Genomic DNA, 17898 nt, shown 5'->3' on the forward strand with positions numbered 1-17898 from the left:
ATAACACGTTGAAAACTTATTGATCAGCTGAAGCGGAAACGCGTTCAGTTACATCCGGAAAGACTGATCAGCTCTTAGCGGAATGCGTGGTCAGATGAGCCGGAATTTGCACTCTACTTTTTGAACAATCGTCTGTGCAATCTTTTCTGCTCTGTCTGACGGCATATTAGTATATTTTTCCAACAACTCACAAACTTCCACAGAAAAGCCATCCAACATATCTAAATCAATAAGCTTCTTATTTTCTACATATCGAAGCAGATCAACTTCTTTCTGACAAAAAGATGTCACTCTGATATTCAACAAATTATCTTTTGTAGGAATAATATCATTATTGTAAAACAAGGCATTTCCAGTGTCAAATATAGGTGCCATTGCAACAAGCTTTCTCTCTCTTGAATCATACAAAAATCCAAAATTATTAAAATGTCTGTCTGTATTCGTCAAGATAAAATCTATAAGAATCGTATATTCCAATTGTTCACGTACTACCTTCTCGTCCATTCCCATCTTAACTGCCTGATGAATCATAGCTTCATATGAAGACATTTCATTCGGTATCTTATAATTTCTAACTAACTGATACGCTGACACGAATTCCAACTTTGAATGAATATTCTCGTCACCGGAAACCTTGATTCCGGAATTTTGGAAACCGACATTCCGGAGGAGGGAAACTCTTTGATTGGCTTGTTTACCACTTATCAGGTAGTGCGGTATTGTCAAGCCCAGAGCCGCTTTGCGGTGCTGTAGCAGGCTTTACAATGCCGCAATATCTGATAGGATTTCACCAGTCAATCATTGATTCTGTGGTTTCCTTCTGACCGGACAGCACGGACACAAACGCCGGAATATTCATTTGAAGATGTAAACAACGGACTCAACGAACAGGAAATCTCCTGCTCATCGATTTTTGCTGTTTCAATCTGATAAGGCACATAATTCTTCCATCCTAATCGTTCATGCAAATGACTGGCAATCAGTTCATTCACAGATTGCTGTCCATAATCATTGGCATTTATTTTCATCAAATATCTGATATCATCTCTAATAACCCATTTCTTTTTCATTTCCCCTGTAACCGATGAGGACGGAGAAAATCTTGAAATCTCAGTATCAACATCGATTTTCTCAGAATCCGTCAGAAGCGAACCAAGGTCGTCTGAAAATGTATTATCATAAAAATTCAATTTTTTCCAGTAAAGCTCTTTTCCCAGAGGCTGCATCCAATAATGATCCGTAAGACTAAGCCCATATCCAAATCTTTATGCTTTAACACAAAAAGATTGTTTGGAATAATATCGGAATTGATAACAATCACCTTCCTTCCTCTACTATAACGAATGCATCGGAATCAATTCTTATCCACACACTTAACCGTTCAGCTATGCATTACCATTATATCAGAATAAATGCCCAAGTCCAAGAGTATGGTGAGAATTGACACTTTACTTCATTATTGCTCTTCGTATGATGTAAGGCGTTTCACCAACGTCCCTCGCTCTCCTGCTTTCTTCATGATCGCAGAGATAGGTGCACGATTCAGTTTCTTATTATTTCTCAGGAAACGCACCAGTGTAGCAACCCACAGAACCGGCCAGAAGACTGCTATTCTCCCCGCCTTTGGGAAATTAATATGCATCTGATGATGGAATTCTCTCACATAAGCCGCCAGCGAATTTCCTTCCATGCCTACCATACGTTCCGCTTCACTGTAGCCGAATTCTCCTGCATCCAAGATGTCTCTCAGCAATGCGTCCGTCACGTCCTGCTCTGCCGGATGCTCCGCCGGAACCGGACTCTTCTTTGGATTCAATCCAAGATATCTCACGCATATAGCCGTTATCGCTTTTGCAAATTCTGCCGTACCGCTCTCGCAGGCCATTTCCCAGAAATCTCTCCGCGCTTTTTCCTCATCACAGTTTTCCCACAAGACAACCCAGTCACAGAGATTGCGAAGCCCAAATCCACTCCCGGCAAAATGCTGCAGCATATGGATCAGCAGATAAAATCCCTGCCATGCCGTCTCATATGCATACATCTGTAATCCCTGCCATTCTACAAGGTGGACGTGCTGAACACTTTCTTTCTGACACCTTTCCAGATATTGATTCAAATGCTTTTCCTTAAAAGCTTCCGCCCACGTTGTGTGAAGCTCTACCACTTCATTCTTCCCGGAAACCAGAACGATATGATGGTTCGCATGCCATTTGCCGGAAGGTGCGAAACCATTGTCTCTCAGAATCCGGACTGCCTTCCCGACATCATTTGCACTTGCTATAAACAGATCCAGATCGGTTGTCTTCCGGTATTCCGGAACCGGGTAAAATCTTGCAACCGCACTGCCTTTCATTGTGACAGCAATAATTCCCGCTTTCTCCAAAAGCGCGGTGAGTCTGGAATTCAATACCTGTAATTGGATGCCTTTGTGCACAGTTTTTGCTGTTTTAAACTGCACAGCAAACCTCGGTTCTTCCGGAATCCTGTCCATCTCCAATACATTCTCAAGCAGTGACAGCACTTCATGACGGTCTGCATAAGCCACAAGTTGCTGCCATTCATTTCCGGTCAGGGACGGGAGCCGTGGCGTTTCCTTAGATGGTCGCAGGCTCCGGCTGAGAAGCTTTAGAAGGGTGTATTCAGTTTTGTTGATTGATGAAATAGATGCCATAATAACCCTCTTATCTCGGGACACAGGATCGTCCCTTATCCGGCGTAAAGATCTTCCAGCGTTAGCAGCGTAACCTCGCCCTTCTCTGCTGCCATTATCAATTCTTGTGTAAACCCTCCCCTGGAGAAGATATAGTAATGAAATGTTCCATTCTTGCGAAATACCGAAGCATATCTGCGAATCAGTTCCAATTCCCCGATTCCAATTTTCTCATTTCGATACTTGCAGGAACCTATCAGATACTCATTTCCTTCCACCGGCGTTCCAACAATATCGATTTTAATTTCTTTTCTGGTTTTTGTATCTGTTCCCCACCACTGTCCAATATTGCTTAACAAAACGGGAAGATTGGATGCATAGCGAAGCAGATATTCTCGACACATTTTTTCAAAGACCAGCCCCATATAATCCGGATAATACCGTTTTACCGCCTGCTCATAAATCTGCTGCATACGTCCTTCACTGATTAGAGACATATTCCTCGGAAGAAAACGGTACCAGAAACGGAAGAAATTATCATCAATGCCATAAACTGTTTTCTTTCCAGGCTTTTCTGTAATAGGAGTTTCTTTCTTCAAAATGCCCAAATCCAACAATACTTTCAAATATTTTGCACACACACCGGATTCAAGTCCTACTTTTGTAGAAATTTCATTTGAACGACTGGCACCGCCAGCAATAGCAGCAATGACTGAATTATAGATTGCCGGCTCCCGCAACTCTTGTTTTAATAAATTTTCCGGCTCTTCAAACAGATAACTGGAGATATTGAACAAATTTTCCAATAGTGCTTCATCTAAATTTTTTTCTACATCAAGCTTGTTGATATAGTGAGGAATACCACCGGTCACACCATATAAAAGTGCCTGATCCTCTGTCGACAGATCCGGATAAAATGCTGTAATCTCACGGTAAGGCAGTGCCTGTATCTTAAACTGTGCCGTTTGGTGTCCGTAAAGAGGACTTTCATACCCCAGCACCCGATACTCCATAAAACTCTTGGATGAACCACACAGAATCAAATATAACTGTCCGTCCTGCCACTGATGGTCAATAATATGCTGAAGGCGTGATGAAAATGATTTCTCAGCCTTTGCCAAATATGGGTACTCATCAATAACAAACACCATACGTTTATGCGATGTCATTGTTGTGATTTCTTCCAAGGCATCCTCATAACAATACCGTTCTTTTCCATCGGATGGGTATAGCTGTCTTTTTACGGTAATGCCGCTGACTTTATAATCACGGATGCTATAGGCACGGTTCTCTTCGAAAGTCCCTTTTACTTCAAGAACCAGGCTTTTTACAAGTTCCTTCATGCCTTTCATCATGATCACGAACTCATAACCACATTTGTCCATGTATCGGATATTTTCTTTGCTGAAATATCCTCTGTCAAGTATGAATCCGACATGTTTGTAGCCGTATCCGTTTGCTTTTTCCAGCATCAGCTGAAGCTGTGAGATATCGACGATGCTTCCGGGATATTCCTCATAAAAAAGCGGCTCTGAATTATTGTGGTCATAAGCAATAGAATAGTTGAGCACCGGCAGACCCTTGTCATCTTTTGCATGGCCGTATTCTACAAAACCGATGTCTCCGGCCTGGCAATTCTTATTGGTTGAATCATAGGAAATATAGATCTTTTCTCTGTGATCACGGGACTGGTTCCACTCGTTTTGAAAAGCGATACTCTGGTCTCTTGTGATACTGTTAATAAAATCAGAGACCTTTGAATCGCTGTATATTTTCATTCCTTTTGTAAAAAGAGGATGATTATACGCGTAATCCGGATAATACTGTCCGGCATTATTTTCTGCTATGATCGAATAGGCAATCAGATCCAGAAACAAACCGCTGTCACGGCCGATCAGTCTGCCGATGATCTCATCCAGATAATATTCAGCAATGATACGACGCAGTACAAGGAATGCCCCGATCCGAAGGCAGCCACTGCGGCAGGCAGTATCTTTTATTTCCGGAAGCTCCGTGTCCGGAAAATATTTCAGGAAATTTGTATTCGGATACATCATATCCGAATTACCATCCGTGCATTTACCTATGGTTGTGTTGATCGGCACCGTGTATTTTTTGCCAGGGTCGTATCTTCGGCCATAGGAATAGTAAATATAAGTAACACCCTTGATTGTTTTTCTTGAAATTCCGGACGTGGAATCCGGTATTTTTACCTTGTAATCCAGTTACATACGCCCTCCTATAGAGAGTTAATTAACTCTCTATAACAATAGCACATTTACCTGGGAAATGTAAGAAATACAGCCAGTTTTTAGCTTAAAATCAAGGTTTTTGAAAATTTCTAACCCTGTTCTCAGAAACGAGAGTTAATTATCAAGGAAGTTCAGATTCAAGCAATATATAATATTAGTAACAGTTCAGCCATGAGAGAGAGCCTTAGCTACATATGCAGCGAGAAAGACTGCGAAGCAGTCGGCTCGAGCTTTATGGCTGAACTGTTACTAATATTATCTTTTTTATTTAATCTATTCTTGACAATCCTTTTACATGTCTTTATACTGAATCTTGTAAATTGATCCGGGGAGCTTGTGCGCCAGGCTGAGAGGAAGTTCAGAACTTCGACCCGCATACCTGATTTGGATAATGCCAACGTAGGAACAAACGCAAAAGAGCTAAGATCGCGGGAGAAGCCTATGGCATCTCCCGTTTTTTCATGCAATCATTCAAACCGGCAATTTACATTTTACAAATATATACAGGGAACAATTGAGATTGAACCGGCATTATGAGTTCATGAAGGGGTGCACCACCACGGGTACATTTCTTTGTGGACTTCTTTTTTTGCAGAAATGACCTTGATTGTTCAGAAAGGAGGATCGCATTCATGATTCATATCACAGTCAACGGTTCTAAAGTAGAACTCGAAAATCCGGTCACGGTCACGGAATTCTTAACATCGCGCAATTACACGCTGACCCGGATCGCAGTGGAATTAAACGGCGCTATTCTTCCTAAATCCGCCTATTCTGCCACAACACTTACGGAAGCGGATACCATGGAAGTTGTAACTTTTGTAGGAGGAGGCTAGATCATTATGAGAGACACGATTATATCGAAAGAAGACATCCATGAGGCTTTAGTAATACGCCATTCTGAAGAAGTGCAAAAGCGCCTTGGGGCGGGCCGCGTTGCCATCGCAGGACTCGGCGGTCTGGGTTCCAATGTGGCATTTGCCCTGACGCGTATCGGTGTCGGGCATCTTCATCTCGTCGATTTTGACGTTGTGGACCTGACCAACTTAAACCGACAGCAATATTTTCTGGAGCATGTCGGAATGCCGAAAACAGAGGCTTTGAAATCCGAGCTTCTGCGCATCAATCCTTATCTTGATATCGTAACCGATCAGGTACGTGTTACCGAAGAAAATATTGAGATACTTTTTAATAATGAAGACATTATCTGCGAAGCATTTGATGTGCCGGAATGCAAGGCCATGCTGGTAAATGGCGTTCTGGAGCATTTTCCGGAGAAAAAACTGGTATCGGCTTCCGGAATGGCGGGGTTTGAGAGCAGTAATCTGATCCATACCCGGCGGGTCCTGCCGAACTTCTATCTCTGCGGAGATGAGGTCACCGAGCCTGCCTACGCGAGGGGGTTAATGGCTCCCCGGGTTGCAATCTGCGCGGCCCATGAAGCAAATATGATCACGCGCCTGTTACTTGGCGAAGAATGTGTATAAGAGAAACTGAGACAGAAAGAAGGAACACTTATGAGTAAAGCAAATGACAAATTTATCCTCGGAGGACATGAATTCACCTCCCGTTTTATCCTCGGCTCCGGCAAATTTTCGCTGGACCTTGTAAAAGCATGTATTGAGAAGGCGGATGCTCAGATCATTACGCTTGCGCTGCGCCGTGCAAATGAGGGCGGTCTCGCCAATATTCTGGACTATATCCCGGATACCGTTACCCTCCTTCCGAACACCTCCGGCGCCAGAACTGCGGACGAAGCAGTCCGGATCGCCCGCCTTTCCCGCGAAGTGTGCGGAAGTGATTTTGTTAAAATTGAAGTGGTACATGACTCCAAATATCTGCTGCCGGACAATTATGAGACTATCAAGGCGACAGAGATTCTCGCAAAAGAAGGTTTTGTCGTAATGCCGTATATGTATCCGGATCTGAATGCCGCACGTGATCTTGCAAATGCAGGTGCTGCCTGTATCATGCCGCTTGGTTCTCCGATCGGCTCCAACAAGGGTCTTTGTACCAAAGAATTTATTCAAATCCTGATCAACGAAATCGATCTTCCGATCATTGTCGATGCCGGAATCGGCCGTCCTTCCCAGGCCTGCGAAGCGATGGAAATGGGTGCTGCTGCCGTCATGGCAAATACCGCGATTGCTACTGCAGGGGATGTACCAGCCATGGCTGAGGCCTTCAAGAAGGCAATCGAAGCGGGCCGAAGCGCTTATCTTTCCGGCATGGGAAGAACACTCGACAAAGGTGCCAGCGCATCTTCACCGCTGACCGGTTATCTTCAGGATTAGGAGGTGCGATTTATGAGTCAGGATACCATAACAGAGAATTCTTCCAAAGAGCACTGGAACGAGAGTATCGTAAATGAAGTGATTCTGGAGGATTTAAAGCAAAACCGAATCGACCACATGACGTATCTGCCGGGCATGGAGGATCCGCATTCTGATATTATGGATCAGGTCATTGACGCCATGAACCATTATGACTACGAGAAATATACGGAAGCTGACGTGCGCCGCGCCCTTGCCCATGACAACCGGACTCCGGAGGATTTCGCAGCGCTTCTTTCTCCTGCCGCCCTCCCGCTCCTTGAGGAGATCGCGCAGGAGGCACGACGGGAGACACGGAAGCATTTCGGCAACAGTGTTTACATGTTCACACCGCTCTATATTGCCAATTACTGTGAAAATTATTGTATTTACTGCGGTTTTAATTGCCATAACAAGATCAATCGTGCTATGCTTAACCCGGAACAGATTGAAAAAGAGATGCAGGCCATCGCTGAAACCGGACTTCAGGAGATTCTGATCCTGACCGGTGAAAGCCGTGCCAAATCCGACGTGAAATACATTGGAGAGGCTTGTAAGATCGCCCGGAAATATTTCCGGGTTATCGGCCTTGAGGTGTATCCGATGAACTCGGACGAATATGCTTATCTCCACGAATGCGGAGCCGACTACGTAACCGTTTTCCAGGAGACCTATAACTCCGATAAATATGAGACGCTGCATCTGGCGGGACACAAACGTATTTTCCCGTATCGTCTGAACGCACAGGAACGTGCTCTGATGGGCGGAATGCGTGGTGTCGGCTTCGGTGCTCTTCTGGGACTGGATGACTTCCGCAAGGATGCATTTGCCACAGGCTATCACGCCTACCTGCTTCAGCGGAAATACCCCCACGCCGAGATTGCATTTTCATGCCCTCGGCTTCGCCCGATCATCAACAATGACCGGATTAATCCGATGGATGTTCACGAGCCTCAGCTTCTTCAGGTTGTGTGCGCTTACCGTTTGTTCATGCCATTTGCAAGCATCACAGTCTCCACCCGCGAATGCGCAAGAGTGCGTGATAATATGGTAAATATTGCTGCAACGAAGATTTCCGCCGGCGTCAGCACCGGTATCGGGGAACACGCGGATGATATTGAAGAAAAGGGAGATGACCAGTTCGAAATCTCTGATGACCGGTCTGTCAAAGAAGTTTATGACGCGCTTCTGGCGCATGACCTTCAGCCTGTTATGAATGATTATATTTATGTATAGCAACTGCAAATGAGCTCTCCTGGTACGGCGTTTTGCAGGCGCAACACCGGCACCGCCATTTGCAGATTGCCGTACCAGGAAAGGATGATTGATATATGAATGATACGAATAACTATTGCGAACATAATCCATTTCAGAATGTGATCGCCGTTACGAACCGGCACTTAAGTAAACGCCCCTTTTTAGAGCAGGTCGAAAGAATCTGCAAATGCCACCCGGAAGCAATCCTGCTGCGCGAGAAAGATCTTTCGGCAGATGAATACAAAAAGCTTGCCGCACAGGTCCTGGAAATATGCAGGACTTACGATATTCCCTGCATTTTGCATACCTATGTCCAGGTTGCGAAAGAACTTGGAACGGGGAACATCCATCTGCCGCTTGAACGTTTTCGCAAATATGATGCCGAGATAAAAGAAGGGACTCTGCCGTATACATTCTACGAACCTTTCGTAAGTATTGGCACTTCTGTTCATTCGGTAGGTGAAGCCAAAATTGCGGAACGACTGGGCGCGTCTTATATCACCGCAGGTCATATCTATGCCACCGACTGCAAAAAGGATCTGCCGCCGAGAGGAACAGAGTTTCTTCGCAGTATCTGTCAGGCTGTGAATATTCCGGTCTACGCTATCGGAGGGATTAACCCGGGAACCGGTCAAATCGAAGAAGTGAAGGAGTGCGGGGCAATCGGAGGCTGTATTATGTCGGGGATGATGGAAATATAGCTCCCGTTTTTCCCTTTCAGGATCTCCAGCTTCACAGGGATCACGTCTTTCAGCATTTCTACATGGGATATGATTCCGACCAGGCCGTTGGCCTTCTGTATCCCCTGAAGGACTTCCAGTGCATCGTAAACGGAATGCTGATCCAGCGTTCCGAATCCTTCATCGACAAACATGGCTCCAAGGCGCATGCCGTTGCCCTGGGTCTGTACGATGGTCGAAAGGCCGATTGCCAGGCTGAGTGCAACCAGGAATTTTTCTCCTCCGGACAGGGTCGTCACGCTTCGTCTCTCGCCGCTTAAGGCGTCCAGTACTTCCAGTTCCAGGCCGCCTTTATGGCTGCTTCCTGCGATCTCATTGGTCCGATAGAGGCGGTAGCGTCCGCCATGCACCTGTTTCAACAGGCGATTGGCCTCTACGGTGACCGAGGAAAGCATCACGCCGAGCACATATCTTTGAAGGCTGATCCCGGATCTTCCTCTGAGTCGTCCTGCAAATTCCAGATTCGCATCGACACGGATGCGTTCTGTCTCATATTTTGCTTTCCGTTTGGCGAGGGATTCTTCTATTCGTTTTATGCGCTGAACCTCCTGCTGTGCCAGAATCAATTCTTTGGATCTGTTTTTCTGCTCAGTCTCAGCAATCTGCAGTTCGTATTCCATCTCTTTCAGCTTCGGCCGGATCTTTCCTTCCAGTTTTTCCTGTTGTTTTTGCTCTTCAGTTCTCACATTTTCCAAAGTAGTCCGATAGGAAATCAATGTCTCCCGGCAAGTGTTCTTTTCCTTTGTCTGCATCAGGCTGCGATTAGATTCTTCCTCATCTGCAAATCCATGCTCTGATAATGCCTGCTTCCATATCGTTTGCTGTTCTTCAAATCGCAGTTTTCCCTCTTGGGATGCTTCTTGTGCTTTCGCGAGCTGCACGTTCGCCGCAGTCACTTCTCCCTGAACTGCTGTCAGCAACTGCTGGATCTGTTTCTCTTCTTCCCGGAAAGAAAGAATCCATGTTTCTGATGTTTTACGCTCCTTCAAAAGCTGCATCGCATTTTCGATACCGCTAATTTTCTGCCCCAGAAGTTCTTCATAGGCAGTTTGAAGGGCAATCATATTCTGCTCAGCTTTTCCGGCCTCCTGCTGTAAATTCTGGTATACCGCTTCCGCGTTCCTGCGAAGTTCTGCATTCCTGCTGACTGCTTTGGTGCATGCGTTGAGCTTTTTATTCAGGGTATCCAATTCCTTTTCTGTCACCTTCTTCTGGCTCAGTCTCGTCGGCTTCGGATGTTCCCTGCTTCCGCACACCGGGCAGGGCTCTCCAGGTATCAGCTTCTCAGCCAGCGTACCACTGATTCCGTCCAGATACTGTTTCTGAGCAGCGGTATATGCATCCATACACTTTTGCTGACTTTCCATCGCTTCCATCCAAACAACATTGGCCTGTTCAAAAGACTGTTTCTTGTCCGCAAGCTTTTTCTTCAGCAGGTTCCATTCTTTTTCAGCGTTTTCTGCCACGCCTTTCTTCTGTTCCAAAGATTCATACAGACCCTCTGCACGCTCCAACAATGCAAGACGTTTGGTTTCCCGATCGTATGTCACCCGCATTTCTTCATGCTTATTCTGCTTGTTCTGTATTCCCTGCAGTCTGCATTCAGCCGCAATTTTTTCTTCTTCTGCGGACTTCTGGGCATTCTTTCGCCGGGCATATTCCTCTTTGGCTCTGACCGTCTCTGCATATAAAGGCTGGATCTGATCCGCTATATCCGATTTGGCAAGCCTTTGCGCGGTCGCTTCCATCTTTCCCGCTTTTGCTTTCAGCTGCTCCATTTTTATCTGCCATTTTTCCAGAACTTCAAATTCCGCATTCAGTAGTACTGCCTGCTCATAACGCCTTTTCTTTTCTGCCATTTCTTTTTCCACACGTTCGGCAAGACTTTGCAGACGGATCAGTTCCTGCTCTTTTTGGGCTGCCAGGATCTGCAGTTCTTCCACATTTTCACAGGAATAGTCTTTCAGGCGGCTTTGGATATCTGCTCTTTCACGGATGAGCTTTTGGTCTTCTTCCGTAATTCTCCGATAAATCTCCTCCGCGATCTTTTGCCATTTGTCCGCCCCAAACAGACTGACGAGGATGCTTTCTTTTTCTGCCGAATCCGAAACCAGAAATCGCTCAAACTGTCCCTGCGGAAGGATCACGACCTGTCGGAACTGCTCATCGTTTAAGCCGATGATTTCTTCTGCCTTGGCGCTCACGTTCTGCTTTTTAGGATTTGCAAATATCGGAACATAATTTCCATCCTCCAGAACCATACAATTGTGATAATCCCTCAGATTCTTTCTCCCATAACGCAAAGAACGTGTGAATTTATATCTCTTTTGACCGGCATCAAATACAAATTCCACCATTGTCTCATCTTCTTTTTCCGCCAGTTTGCAGCGCATCACGCTCATATCCCCCCGCAGTCCGCCGCTGGATTTACCATAAAGTGCATAACAGATAGCGTCCAGAATCGTCGTTTTCCCGGCGCCCGTCTCACCGCAGATCAGAAAGAGCCCACTCTTTTCGAGTGCCTCAAAATCAATAAACTGTTCTTCCATATAAGGACCAAAACAGCGAAATCTAAGCGATACAGGTCTCATGATAATTCACCTTCTTTCTCACACCATTCCAGTACTTCCTTAAAAAGTGAAAGCTGTTCTTCATTTGGAAGGGCTCCGCCATTTTCCCCGCAAAATCTCATCATGATATCCACTTCGTCCAGCGACTGAAGTTCTCCTACCGTCAATGCCGTCTGACCGTCCCCTTCTTCCAATGCTTTCCCGTAAAGCTCCAATAAATAAGGAAACTTCTGCTGCAATGCGGACAACAGTTCCAGACCGGCATACCGGTCACTTACATAGAGCCTCAGATAATCCTCTGACAGATCTTCCCTTTCTATGATTTCTTCATAGGTCCCCCGCACAGTTTTACGGTCATGCAGCATCTGAATCGGTATGGTTCGAATCTCGGAAGATTCGGTATCGATGAGCACGACTCCTTTTTGCTGGCCCTCTTCATTTCCAAAGGAATACTTTACCGGGCTTCCCGAATAACAGATATGCTCGTCGATCATCTGCGGCTTGTGAATATGCCCGAGCGCAACATAATCGAAGCCTTCGAATACATCTTTGGAAACAGCCGATGCCTGTCCGACTCTCGCCGACCGGTCCGATTCGGAAAGCTCTGCACTTACGATCAGCGCATGTGCCACCACAATATTGAAACGGGACGGATCCATCTCTTCCCGGATATGGTCGCAGACGACTTTCATTGCTTTCTCCTGAGAAGTAATCTCTGTACTTTTTTCAGGGAACAAGGCGATGACCTCCTCGCGGTTAAAAAAGGGCAGCGGGTAAATCGCTGTATTCCCGGCAAGGATCGGTGTGATCTCTCGGGTCAGGCGGCCCGACACATAAAGTCCCGCTCCCTTAAGCAGCTCACTGCATGCTGCGAGCCGCTCTGCACCATCGTGATTTCCTGCGATCACGACCATCTTTTTCCCCATATCCGCACAGATTCTGGTTGTTGCCTCATTATAAACAGAGATTGCTTCCGCATTGGAAACACTGCTGTCATACACATCTCCCGCAAGCAGAAGGATATCTGCCTGTTCTTCTTCTATGATGCCATATAATTGTTCCAAGAAGAAACGCTGGTCACCTGCCAGCGTTCCGGTTCCGACCGACATTCCAAGATGCCAGTCCGAAGTATGCAATATTCTCATGAATTTTCAGCTCCTTATCTCAAATCCAGATATCCACTCTCAGGAAGATATACATCCAGAAAATTCTTTACTGGATATCCTCATCATTAAAAGGATCCCCGCATTCCGGACAGAAGCGCGGCGGATTTGCCGGGTCAGCCGGTTCCCATCCGCATTTATCGCAGCGGTAGAGCGGGATGCCTGCCGGTTTTTTGGCTCCGCATTCTGTACAGAATTTTCCTTTATTCACCGTTCCACAAGAGCAGGTCCATCCGTCATCGGCCGGTTTTGGCGATCCACATTCCGGACAGAATTTTCCGTTTACTGTTGCGCCGCATTTACATTTCCATGATCCTGCAGGCGCTGGTTCCGGCTTCTTTTTCCCGCATTCCGGGCAGAATTTGCCTTTTACAACTGCGCCGCAGCTGCATTTCCACGTGTCGGTCGCAGCTGCCTGCTGCTGTGCTGCCTGCTGCTTTGCCGCTGCCTGACGGTTTGCCTCCTGCTGTGCCGCCTGCTGCTGAACTCCGGCATTGTAGAAATTCTGCGCGGCTTGGAATCCTCCTGTACCGCCGCCTGCATTCATTGCCATTCCCATACCGAAGAATCCGTTCATGGAGCCGTTCGGATTGGATGCGGCATTTTCCATTGCAGCTGCAGTTGCATCTGTCATGCGCCCTGCCATCATAAATGGATTGCTTCCCATAGAAGCGGCGTCTTCCATCTGATTGATCTTCTTCATATCCTCTTCCGTCAGCGTGATCGGATTGAGGGCAATTCGCTGGATCGTAATACCTCTGCGTTCTGACCATTCATTCCGCAACGTATCGTTCATCGCGTCTTTCAGTTCATTTGCATGCGCAGGAATCTGAGCCGGACGAAGCTGCAACTCAGAAAGTGCTGCAAAAGCAGGCTGCAGAGCATCGATAAACTCGGTCTTCAGCTGTCCTTCAATCTCATCTTTTGTAAATTCCTGTTCTACGTTTCCACAGACCTCTGAATAGAATAGGATCGGGTTTGTAATCTTATAAGAATAAACACCGTTGCATCTGACCTGAACCGTTCTGCGGATACCGATTTCTTTATTTACCACGTCAAACATAAACGGATTCGGTGTTCCGAATTTGTTATCCATAATCTCTTTGGTGTTAAAGTAATATACTCGCTGCTCCTTTCCAGCGTCCCCGCCATATGCAAAACGTTTTCCGATATTCAGGAATGCCTGCTTGATGCCGTCTCCCAGATCCCCCGTAAAAATACTTGGCTCTGACGAAGTATTATAAGTGTACTCTCCCGGTTCTGCGCAGAATTCTACGATTTTCCCCTGATCCACGATGATCATGCACTGCCCGTTCGCCACAGCGATTCCGGAACCATTGGTGATTACATTATCGTTCCCCCTTGTGTTGGATGAACGTCCGCTCGTTCTTTTCTTTCCTTTCACAACCAGAACATCATTGGCAAGTGCATCACAGTAGAAAAACTCCAGCCACTGATCTGCCAATGTCCCGCCGATTGCCCCCATTCCTGCTTTAATTAATCCCATAATTGAATTCTCCTTTCACTGCTTGTTAATTATCTTTATGTATTATCCTTTCGCAAGTTCCACTCCTGTAATCACCCACTTAAATGGGTTCTGCACTTCACTGACCGGTGAAATGTGGACGGCTGCATACTCCTCAATCTCTCCTTTGAACAACAATGTTACATCTACATTCCGGTCATCGGTCACTTCCATCGACCGAACGACTACTGTAGAGTCATCTACTGTAAAATTGGCTTTCACAATAACAGAATCTTCCGCACTTTCCGGCCAGATGATGCCATCGCTCTCCTTGATATCAGGGTACACTCCCGTTTCCGGAAACATGGCCTCCGCATACTTGTTCAACGTTTCATAATCCAGATAAATATTGCCTTCCGCATCTGCATCTGCAGTCTGAAGCGTCACAATTGTAACCGCGTTCGCAATCGCAGTCCAGAACTGCTCAGGCTTATATGCGATATCTTCTTCGACTCTGATCGATAATCCGGCATATACGGCACAAAGTGAGAGAATCGGATCCGTTATTTCCGGACAGGTCGCATGGGGTTCCTCTCCTGCAACCTCAAATACCTGCTTTCCATCTTTTCCGTCCTCCATCAGATACCACACTGCGGTTTTGTCTCCTTTAAATGCAGTGATACGATACAGCGGTATGCACTCCGCGAGATACCCGTCGAACTCATAGACCTTACCGGCTTTTGTCTCCACATTAAACATGCAATCCACCGGGCGGAAATATAAGGGGGCTTCCATCCACTCTCCCTGTTCCAGCGTCACATACACATCATCTACATCTGAGCAGAACCGAATCTTCTTGCCTTCCGTCTCTTCCGAAAAACCGGACAGCCACATCTGCGCGTTCCCCAATTCCTGATACTCTTCGGAATACAGATCCGTGTAAAATGTCAACCGGAAATCATCATTTTCCGTTTCGTCTGTGTTGTCCACGGAAACGGGCTTATTGTCGCCATCCGTTGCTGTCTCTAAATTTTCAGACCCCGTCTGTTCTTTTTCCGTTTCATTTTCCTTGCACCCTGCACAGCCGACAAGCAGTACCATAATCAAAATCCATGCCAGTATCCGTTTCATCGCATCACCTCCTGAGCATTTTCTATATTACTAATTTACCATGATTTGAGACAAAATAATATAGTGATAAACATTATTTTTCGTTAACTTCTGTAAAATTCATACCATTAAAAAAGGTGCACAATCTGTATTTAATCAAATTGTGCACCTTGTCATATGATAAATTCTATTTTCCCGCTCAGCTCGCCTGCTCTTGCCGGACATTCATAAAATTACGCAGCTTTGTCTGACCGGTCACCGCATCTGCTATATTGACACAGCAATTTCCCATTCTGTCGATATCGTGCAGGATCTGTCCGAACGGTACTGTGAGATTTGCCACGCATTTTCCCTTCCCGACACGGTTCATATGCGCTTTTCTCATCTCAATATCCAGATCCATGACCTTTTCCTTCTTTTTCTGGATTTCTGCACTGCCATCCTCATTTCCCGTCACCATCATCTCCAGGACATCTGCATACATGTCACCCATAAGTATCAGACTGCTTTCCAGATCTTTTAATGCTTCCTTTGAATACCGCTTTTTCTTACCAAGGCGTTCCGTCAGCGCTTCCGCTATATCTCCGCACAATGATCCGAGACGTTCCACATCACTCAAAACATACATCATTCCCGCCGTCTGGGATGTCTGTTCTTCCGTCATGACACCGGCCGCAAAAAGATCAGAGAGATAATCTGTGATATGCTTGCTCAATGTCCGAACATTTTCCACATTCTCAAGCACATGCTGAAGCAGATCTTTTTCCTCTTTTCTGACTGTCTTTGCAAGCTCCTCCAGTACACCGCCTGCAAGCTCGCTGCAGCGGATCACTTCTTTGGTCACCAGTTCCAGTGCCGCCGCAGGCTGTGCTGTCAGTTTTTCATCCAGAAACAGCGGTTCTCCCGGCGCATGCACCATTTTCCTTCCATCCGGCACAAGTGCCATTACTATTTTCACCAGAATTCCGATAAGCGGAATCCAGATAAGCGTCATTACGATATTAAATATAGTGTGCGCATTCGCAATCTGCCTCGCGATCACTTCCACTTCAGGTCCTTTCGGTGAGATCCACTGGACGAACTGCGCATATGGTTTCACAAACCAAATGAATAAACATGCTCCGGACACGTTGAATACACAATGTGCCACTGCGGTTCTCCTGGCATCCTTCGGCTGCCCTACACTTGCCAGAATTGCCGTAATCGTCGTTCCGATATTATCTCCAAGAAGAATCGGGATCGCGCCCGCAAGTCCGAGAATACTCGTCACGCCATCCGGCCCCGCCTGCGATGCAAAATTCTGCAATACCGCAATGGTTGCACTGCTGCTCTGCACGACCAGCGTCATCAAAGTACCTACCAGAACTCCCAGAACCGGAATGTCCGCCACCTTCCCGATCAGATCCGTAAACACCGGGCTGGACGCCAGAGGTTTCATAACATCCCCCATCGTCTCAATTCCAAGGAACAAAAGTCCAAAAGCAAATACCGTCTGTCCGATGTTCTTCACCTTTTCATTTTTCGCAAGAAATGACGCAATGAAGCCTCCAAAAATAAACACATATATGTAGTCACTGATCTTAAATGCTATAATCTGTGCGGTCATCGTTGTACCGATATTTGCACCCAAAATAATCGAAATCGCCTGAGGCAGGTTCATCAAACCGGCACTGACAAATCCAATCGTCATGACCGTCGTCGCACTGCTGCTCTGCAGCACCGCCGTCGTCAGCGCTCCTGCAAGCACGCCCATGACAGGATTGCGCGTCAGAAGGGCAAGAATGCTCTTCATCCTCTCCCCTGCCGCTTTCTGCAGACATTCACTCATCAGATTCATACCATAAATAAAAATGGCAAGTCCTCCCAGTAAACCAAATACAATTCTTGTTGAATCGCTCATAGTGTTCTCCTTATTCACATTCTCATATTGATCCTATTATCTTCTTTACTATAATTTGAGAATGTAAAATACATATCGGAGAAATGTTAAATCTGTGTAAAATGAAGACTGATATGCATGATTTGGAAGAGGGAAACTTTTGCTGACTTATTGCCCATTCATCCCTTGCGCCTTGTGGATTGATATGATATATTATAAGCACAAAGAGAACAACCGCCCACAAGGGGATTGACCTCATTGTTGTAATTCAGTATAGAATCACCACCCTTTTTGGTCAAAGTTCTGGGGTGGTTTTTCTATGCCTTAATTCATTATCTGATAAACGTAAATACGAATGTCAGTAACGCCAGAATGAACATGCCAAAAGTCATCAAATCCTTGAAATCAAAAGGTTTCTTGTCCACCAGCACCACCCCCATTCTATGTAGAATAGAGGTCAGCCACCCTATAACACGGTTGTTCCTGATAGAAGTTTATCA

The 17898-nt window shown here is 45.9% G+C and carries 14 protein-coding genes, 1 pseudogene and 1 riboswitch; of the genes and pseudogenes, 5 read left to right on the forward strand and 10 right to left on the reverse strand.

Annotation, left to right across the window (positions count from 1 at the left end; genetic code table 11):
• Nucleotides 1–90: 90 nt before the first annotated feature.
• The 5 genes and pseudogenes from ACTNBR_RS14800 to ACTNBR_RS14820 form a co-directional block, all read right to left on the reverse strand.
• Nucleotides 91–726: a HipA domain-containing protein gene (locus ACTNBR_RS14800; RefSeq protein WP_441042723.1), complete on the reverse strand. Its 636-nt coding sequence runs from the start codon at nucleotides 724–726 to the stop codon at nucleotides 91–93.
• A gap of 68 nt (nucleotides 727–794) precedes the next feature.
• Nucleotides 795–1226: a hypothetical protein gene (locus ACTNBR_RS14805; protein WP_441018060.1), complete on the reverse strand. Its 432-nt coding sequence runs from the start codon at nucleotides 1224–1226 to the stop codon at nucleotides 795–797.
• 230 nt (nucleotides 1227–1456) lie between these two features.
• On the reverse strand, nucleotides 1457–2671 hold the full coding sequence (locus ACTNBR_RS14810; protein ID WP_441018058.1) for a nucleotidyltransferase family protein: 1215 nt from the start codon (nucleotides 2669–2671) through the stop codon (nucleotides 1457–1459).
• 35 nt (nucleotides 2672–2706) lie between these two features.
• Nucleotides 2707–3522 (reverse strand): ATP-binding protein, encoded by an 816-nt coding sequence (locus ACTNBR_RS14815; protein WP_441042724.1) that lies wholly within the window; start codon nucleotides 3520–3522, stop codon nucleotides 2707–2709.
• Nucleotides 3499–4875 (reverse strand): annotated as a pseudogene (locus tag ACTNBR_RS14820) (IS1634 family transposase); the annotation flags it as partial. The gene ACTNBR_RS14815 and the pseudogene ACTNBR_RS14820, both read right to left, overlap by 24 nt.
• A 343-nt stretch (nucleotides 4876–5218) precedes the next feature.
• Nucleotides 5219–5326: riboswitch (TPP riboswitch) on the forward strand.
• A 208-nt stretch (nucleotides 5327–5534) separates the two neighbouring features.
• Here ACTNBR_RS14820 and thiS point away from each other — a divergent pair.
• From thiS to ACTNBR_RS14845, 5 genes are all read left to right on the forward strand, one after another.
• On the forward strand, nucleotides 5535–5738 hold the full coding sequence (thiS, locus tag ACTNBR_RS14825) for a sulfur carrier protein ThiS (protein WP_427820152.1): 204 nt from the start codon (nucleotides 5535–5537) through the stop codon (nucleotides 5736–5738).
• A gap of 6 nt (nucleotides 5739–5744) precedes the next feature.
• A complete protein-coding gene (gene thiF, locus ACTNBR_RS14830; RefSeq protein ID WP_441018056.1) occupies nucleotides 5745–6389 on the forward strand; it encodes a sulfur carrier protein ThiS adenylyltransferase ThiF in 645 nt (214 codons plus the stop codon).
• Between the two features lie 30 nt (nucleotides 6390–6419).
• Nucleotides 6420–7196, forward strand: coding sequence for a thiazole synthase (locus tag ACTNBR_RS14835; protein WP_277647371.1), 777 nt, complete (start codon nucleotides 6420–6422; stop codon nucleotides 7194–7196).
• Between the two features lie 12 nt (nucleotides 7197–7208).
• Nucleotides 7209–8450, forward strand: a complete 1242-nt coding sequence (thiH, locus tag ACTNBR_RS14840; RefSeq protein WP_441018054.1) for a 2-iminoacetate synthase ThiH — start codon at nucleotides 7209–7211, stop codon at nucleotides 8448–8450.
• 95 nt (nucleotides 8451–8545) lie between these two features.
• Entirely contained in the window at nucleotides 8546–9172 is a 627-nt protein-coding gene (locus tag ACTNBR_RS14845; protein WP_427807915.1) for a thiamine phosphate synthase, read from the forward strand.
• Here ACTNBR_RS14845 and ACTNBR_RS14850 read toward each other — a convergent pair.
• The 5 genes from ACTNBR_RS14850 to ACTNBR_RS14870 form a co-directional block, all read right to left on the reverse strand.
• Nucleotides 9103–11802, reverse strand: coding sequence for an AAA family ATPase (locus ACTNBR_RS14850; protein ID WP_441018052.1), 2700 nt, complete (start codon nucleotides 11800–11802; stop codon nucleotides 9103–9105). The genes ACTNBR_RS14845 and ACTNBR_RS14850 overlap by 70 nt on opposite strands.
• On the reverse strand, nucleotides 11799–12926 hold the full coding sequence (locus tag ACTNBR_RS14855; protein ID WP_427820157.1) for an exonuclease SbcCD subunit D: 1128 nt from the start codon (nucleotides 12924–12926) through the stop codon (nucleotides 11799–11801). The genes ACTNBR_RS14850 and ACTNBR_RS14855 overlap by 4 nt, the downstream gene beginning before the upstream one ends.
• Nucleotides 12927–12993: 67 nt before the next feature.
• A complete protein-coding gene (locus ACTNBR_RS14860) occupies nucleotides 12994–14451 on the reverse strand; it encodes an SPFH domain-containing protein (protein WP_441018050.1) in 1458 nt (485 codons plus the stop codon).
• Between the two features lie 42 nt (nucleotides 14452–14493).
• Nucleotides 14494–15540: a hypothetical protein gene (locus ACTNBR_RS14865; protein WP_441018048.1), complete on the reverse strand. Its 1047-nt coding sequence runs from the start codon at nucleotides 15538–15540 to the stop codon at nucleotides 14494–14496.
• Nucleotides 15541–15718: 178 nt separating this feature from the next.
• The gene (locus tag ACTNBR_RS14870) at nucleotides 15719–17419 is read right to left on the reverse strand and encodes a Na/Pi cotransporter family protein (RefSeq protein ID WP_427820160.1); all 1701 of its coding nucleotides are present in this window, start codon (nucleotides 17417–17419) and stop codon (nucleotides 15719–15721) included.
• Between the last annotated feature and the right edge of the window lie 479 nt (nucleotides 17420–17898).

This window comes from Bariatricus sp. HCP28S3_F11 (assembly GCF_052065395.1).
In the GTDB taxonomy this organism is placed as follows: domain Bacteria; phylum Bacillota; class Clostridia; order Lachnospirales; family Lachnospiraceae; genus Allocoprococcus.

Bases quoted from the DNA above. Each gene is read 5' to 3' on its own strand.
- ACTNBR_RS14865 (WP_441018048.1), bottom strand. From the start codon at position 15,540: ATGAAACGGATACTGGCATGGATTTTGATTATGGTACTGCTTGTCGGC.
- ACTNBR_RS14805 (WP_441018060.1), bottom strand. From the start codon at position 1,226: ATGCAGCCTCTGGGAAAAGAGCTTTACTGGAAAAAATTGAATTTTTAT.
- thiF (WP_441018056.1), top strand. From the start codon at position 5,745: ATGAGAGACACGATTATATCGAAAGAAGACATCCATGAGGCTTTAGTA.
- ACTNBR_RS14845 (WP_427807915.1), top strand. From the start codon at position 8,546: ATGAATGATACGAATAACTATTGCGAACATAATCCATTTCAGAATGTG.
- thiH (WP_441018054.1), top strand. From the start codon at position 7,209: ATGAGTCAGGATACCATAACAGAGAATTCTTCCAAAGAGCACTGGAAC.
- ACTNBR_RS14810 (WP_441018058.1), bottom strand. From the start codon at position 2,671: ATGGCATCTATTTCATCAATCAACAAAACTGAATACACCCTTCTAAAG.
- ACTNBR_RS14835 (WP_277647371.1), top strand. From the start codon at position 6,420: ATGAGTAAAGCAAATGACAAATTTATCCTCGGAGGACATGAATTCACC.
- thiS (WP_427820152.1), top strand. From the start codon at position 5,535: ATGATTCATATCACAGTCAACGGTTCTAAAGTAGAACTCGAAAATCCG.
- ACTNBR_RS14850 (WP_441018052.1), bottom strand. From the start codon at position 11,802: ATGAGACCTGTATCGCTTAGATTTCGCTGTTTTGGTCCTTATATGGAA.
- ACTNBR_RS14870 (WP_427820160.1), bottom strand. From the start codon at position 17,419: ATGAGCGATTCAACAAGAATTGTATTTGGTTTACTGGGAGGACTTGCC.
- ACTNBR_RS14860 (WP_441018050.1), bottom strand. From the start codon at position 14,451: ATGGGATTAATTAAAGCAGGAATGGGGGCAATCGGCGGGACATTGGCA.
- ACTNBR_RS14855 (WP_427820157.1), bottom strand. From the start codon at position 12,926: ATGAGAATATTGCATACTTCGGACTGGCATCTTGGAATGTCGGTCGGA.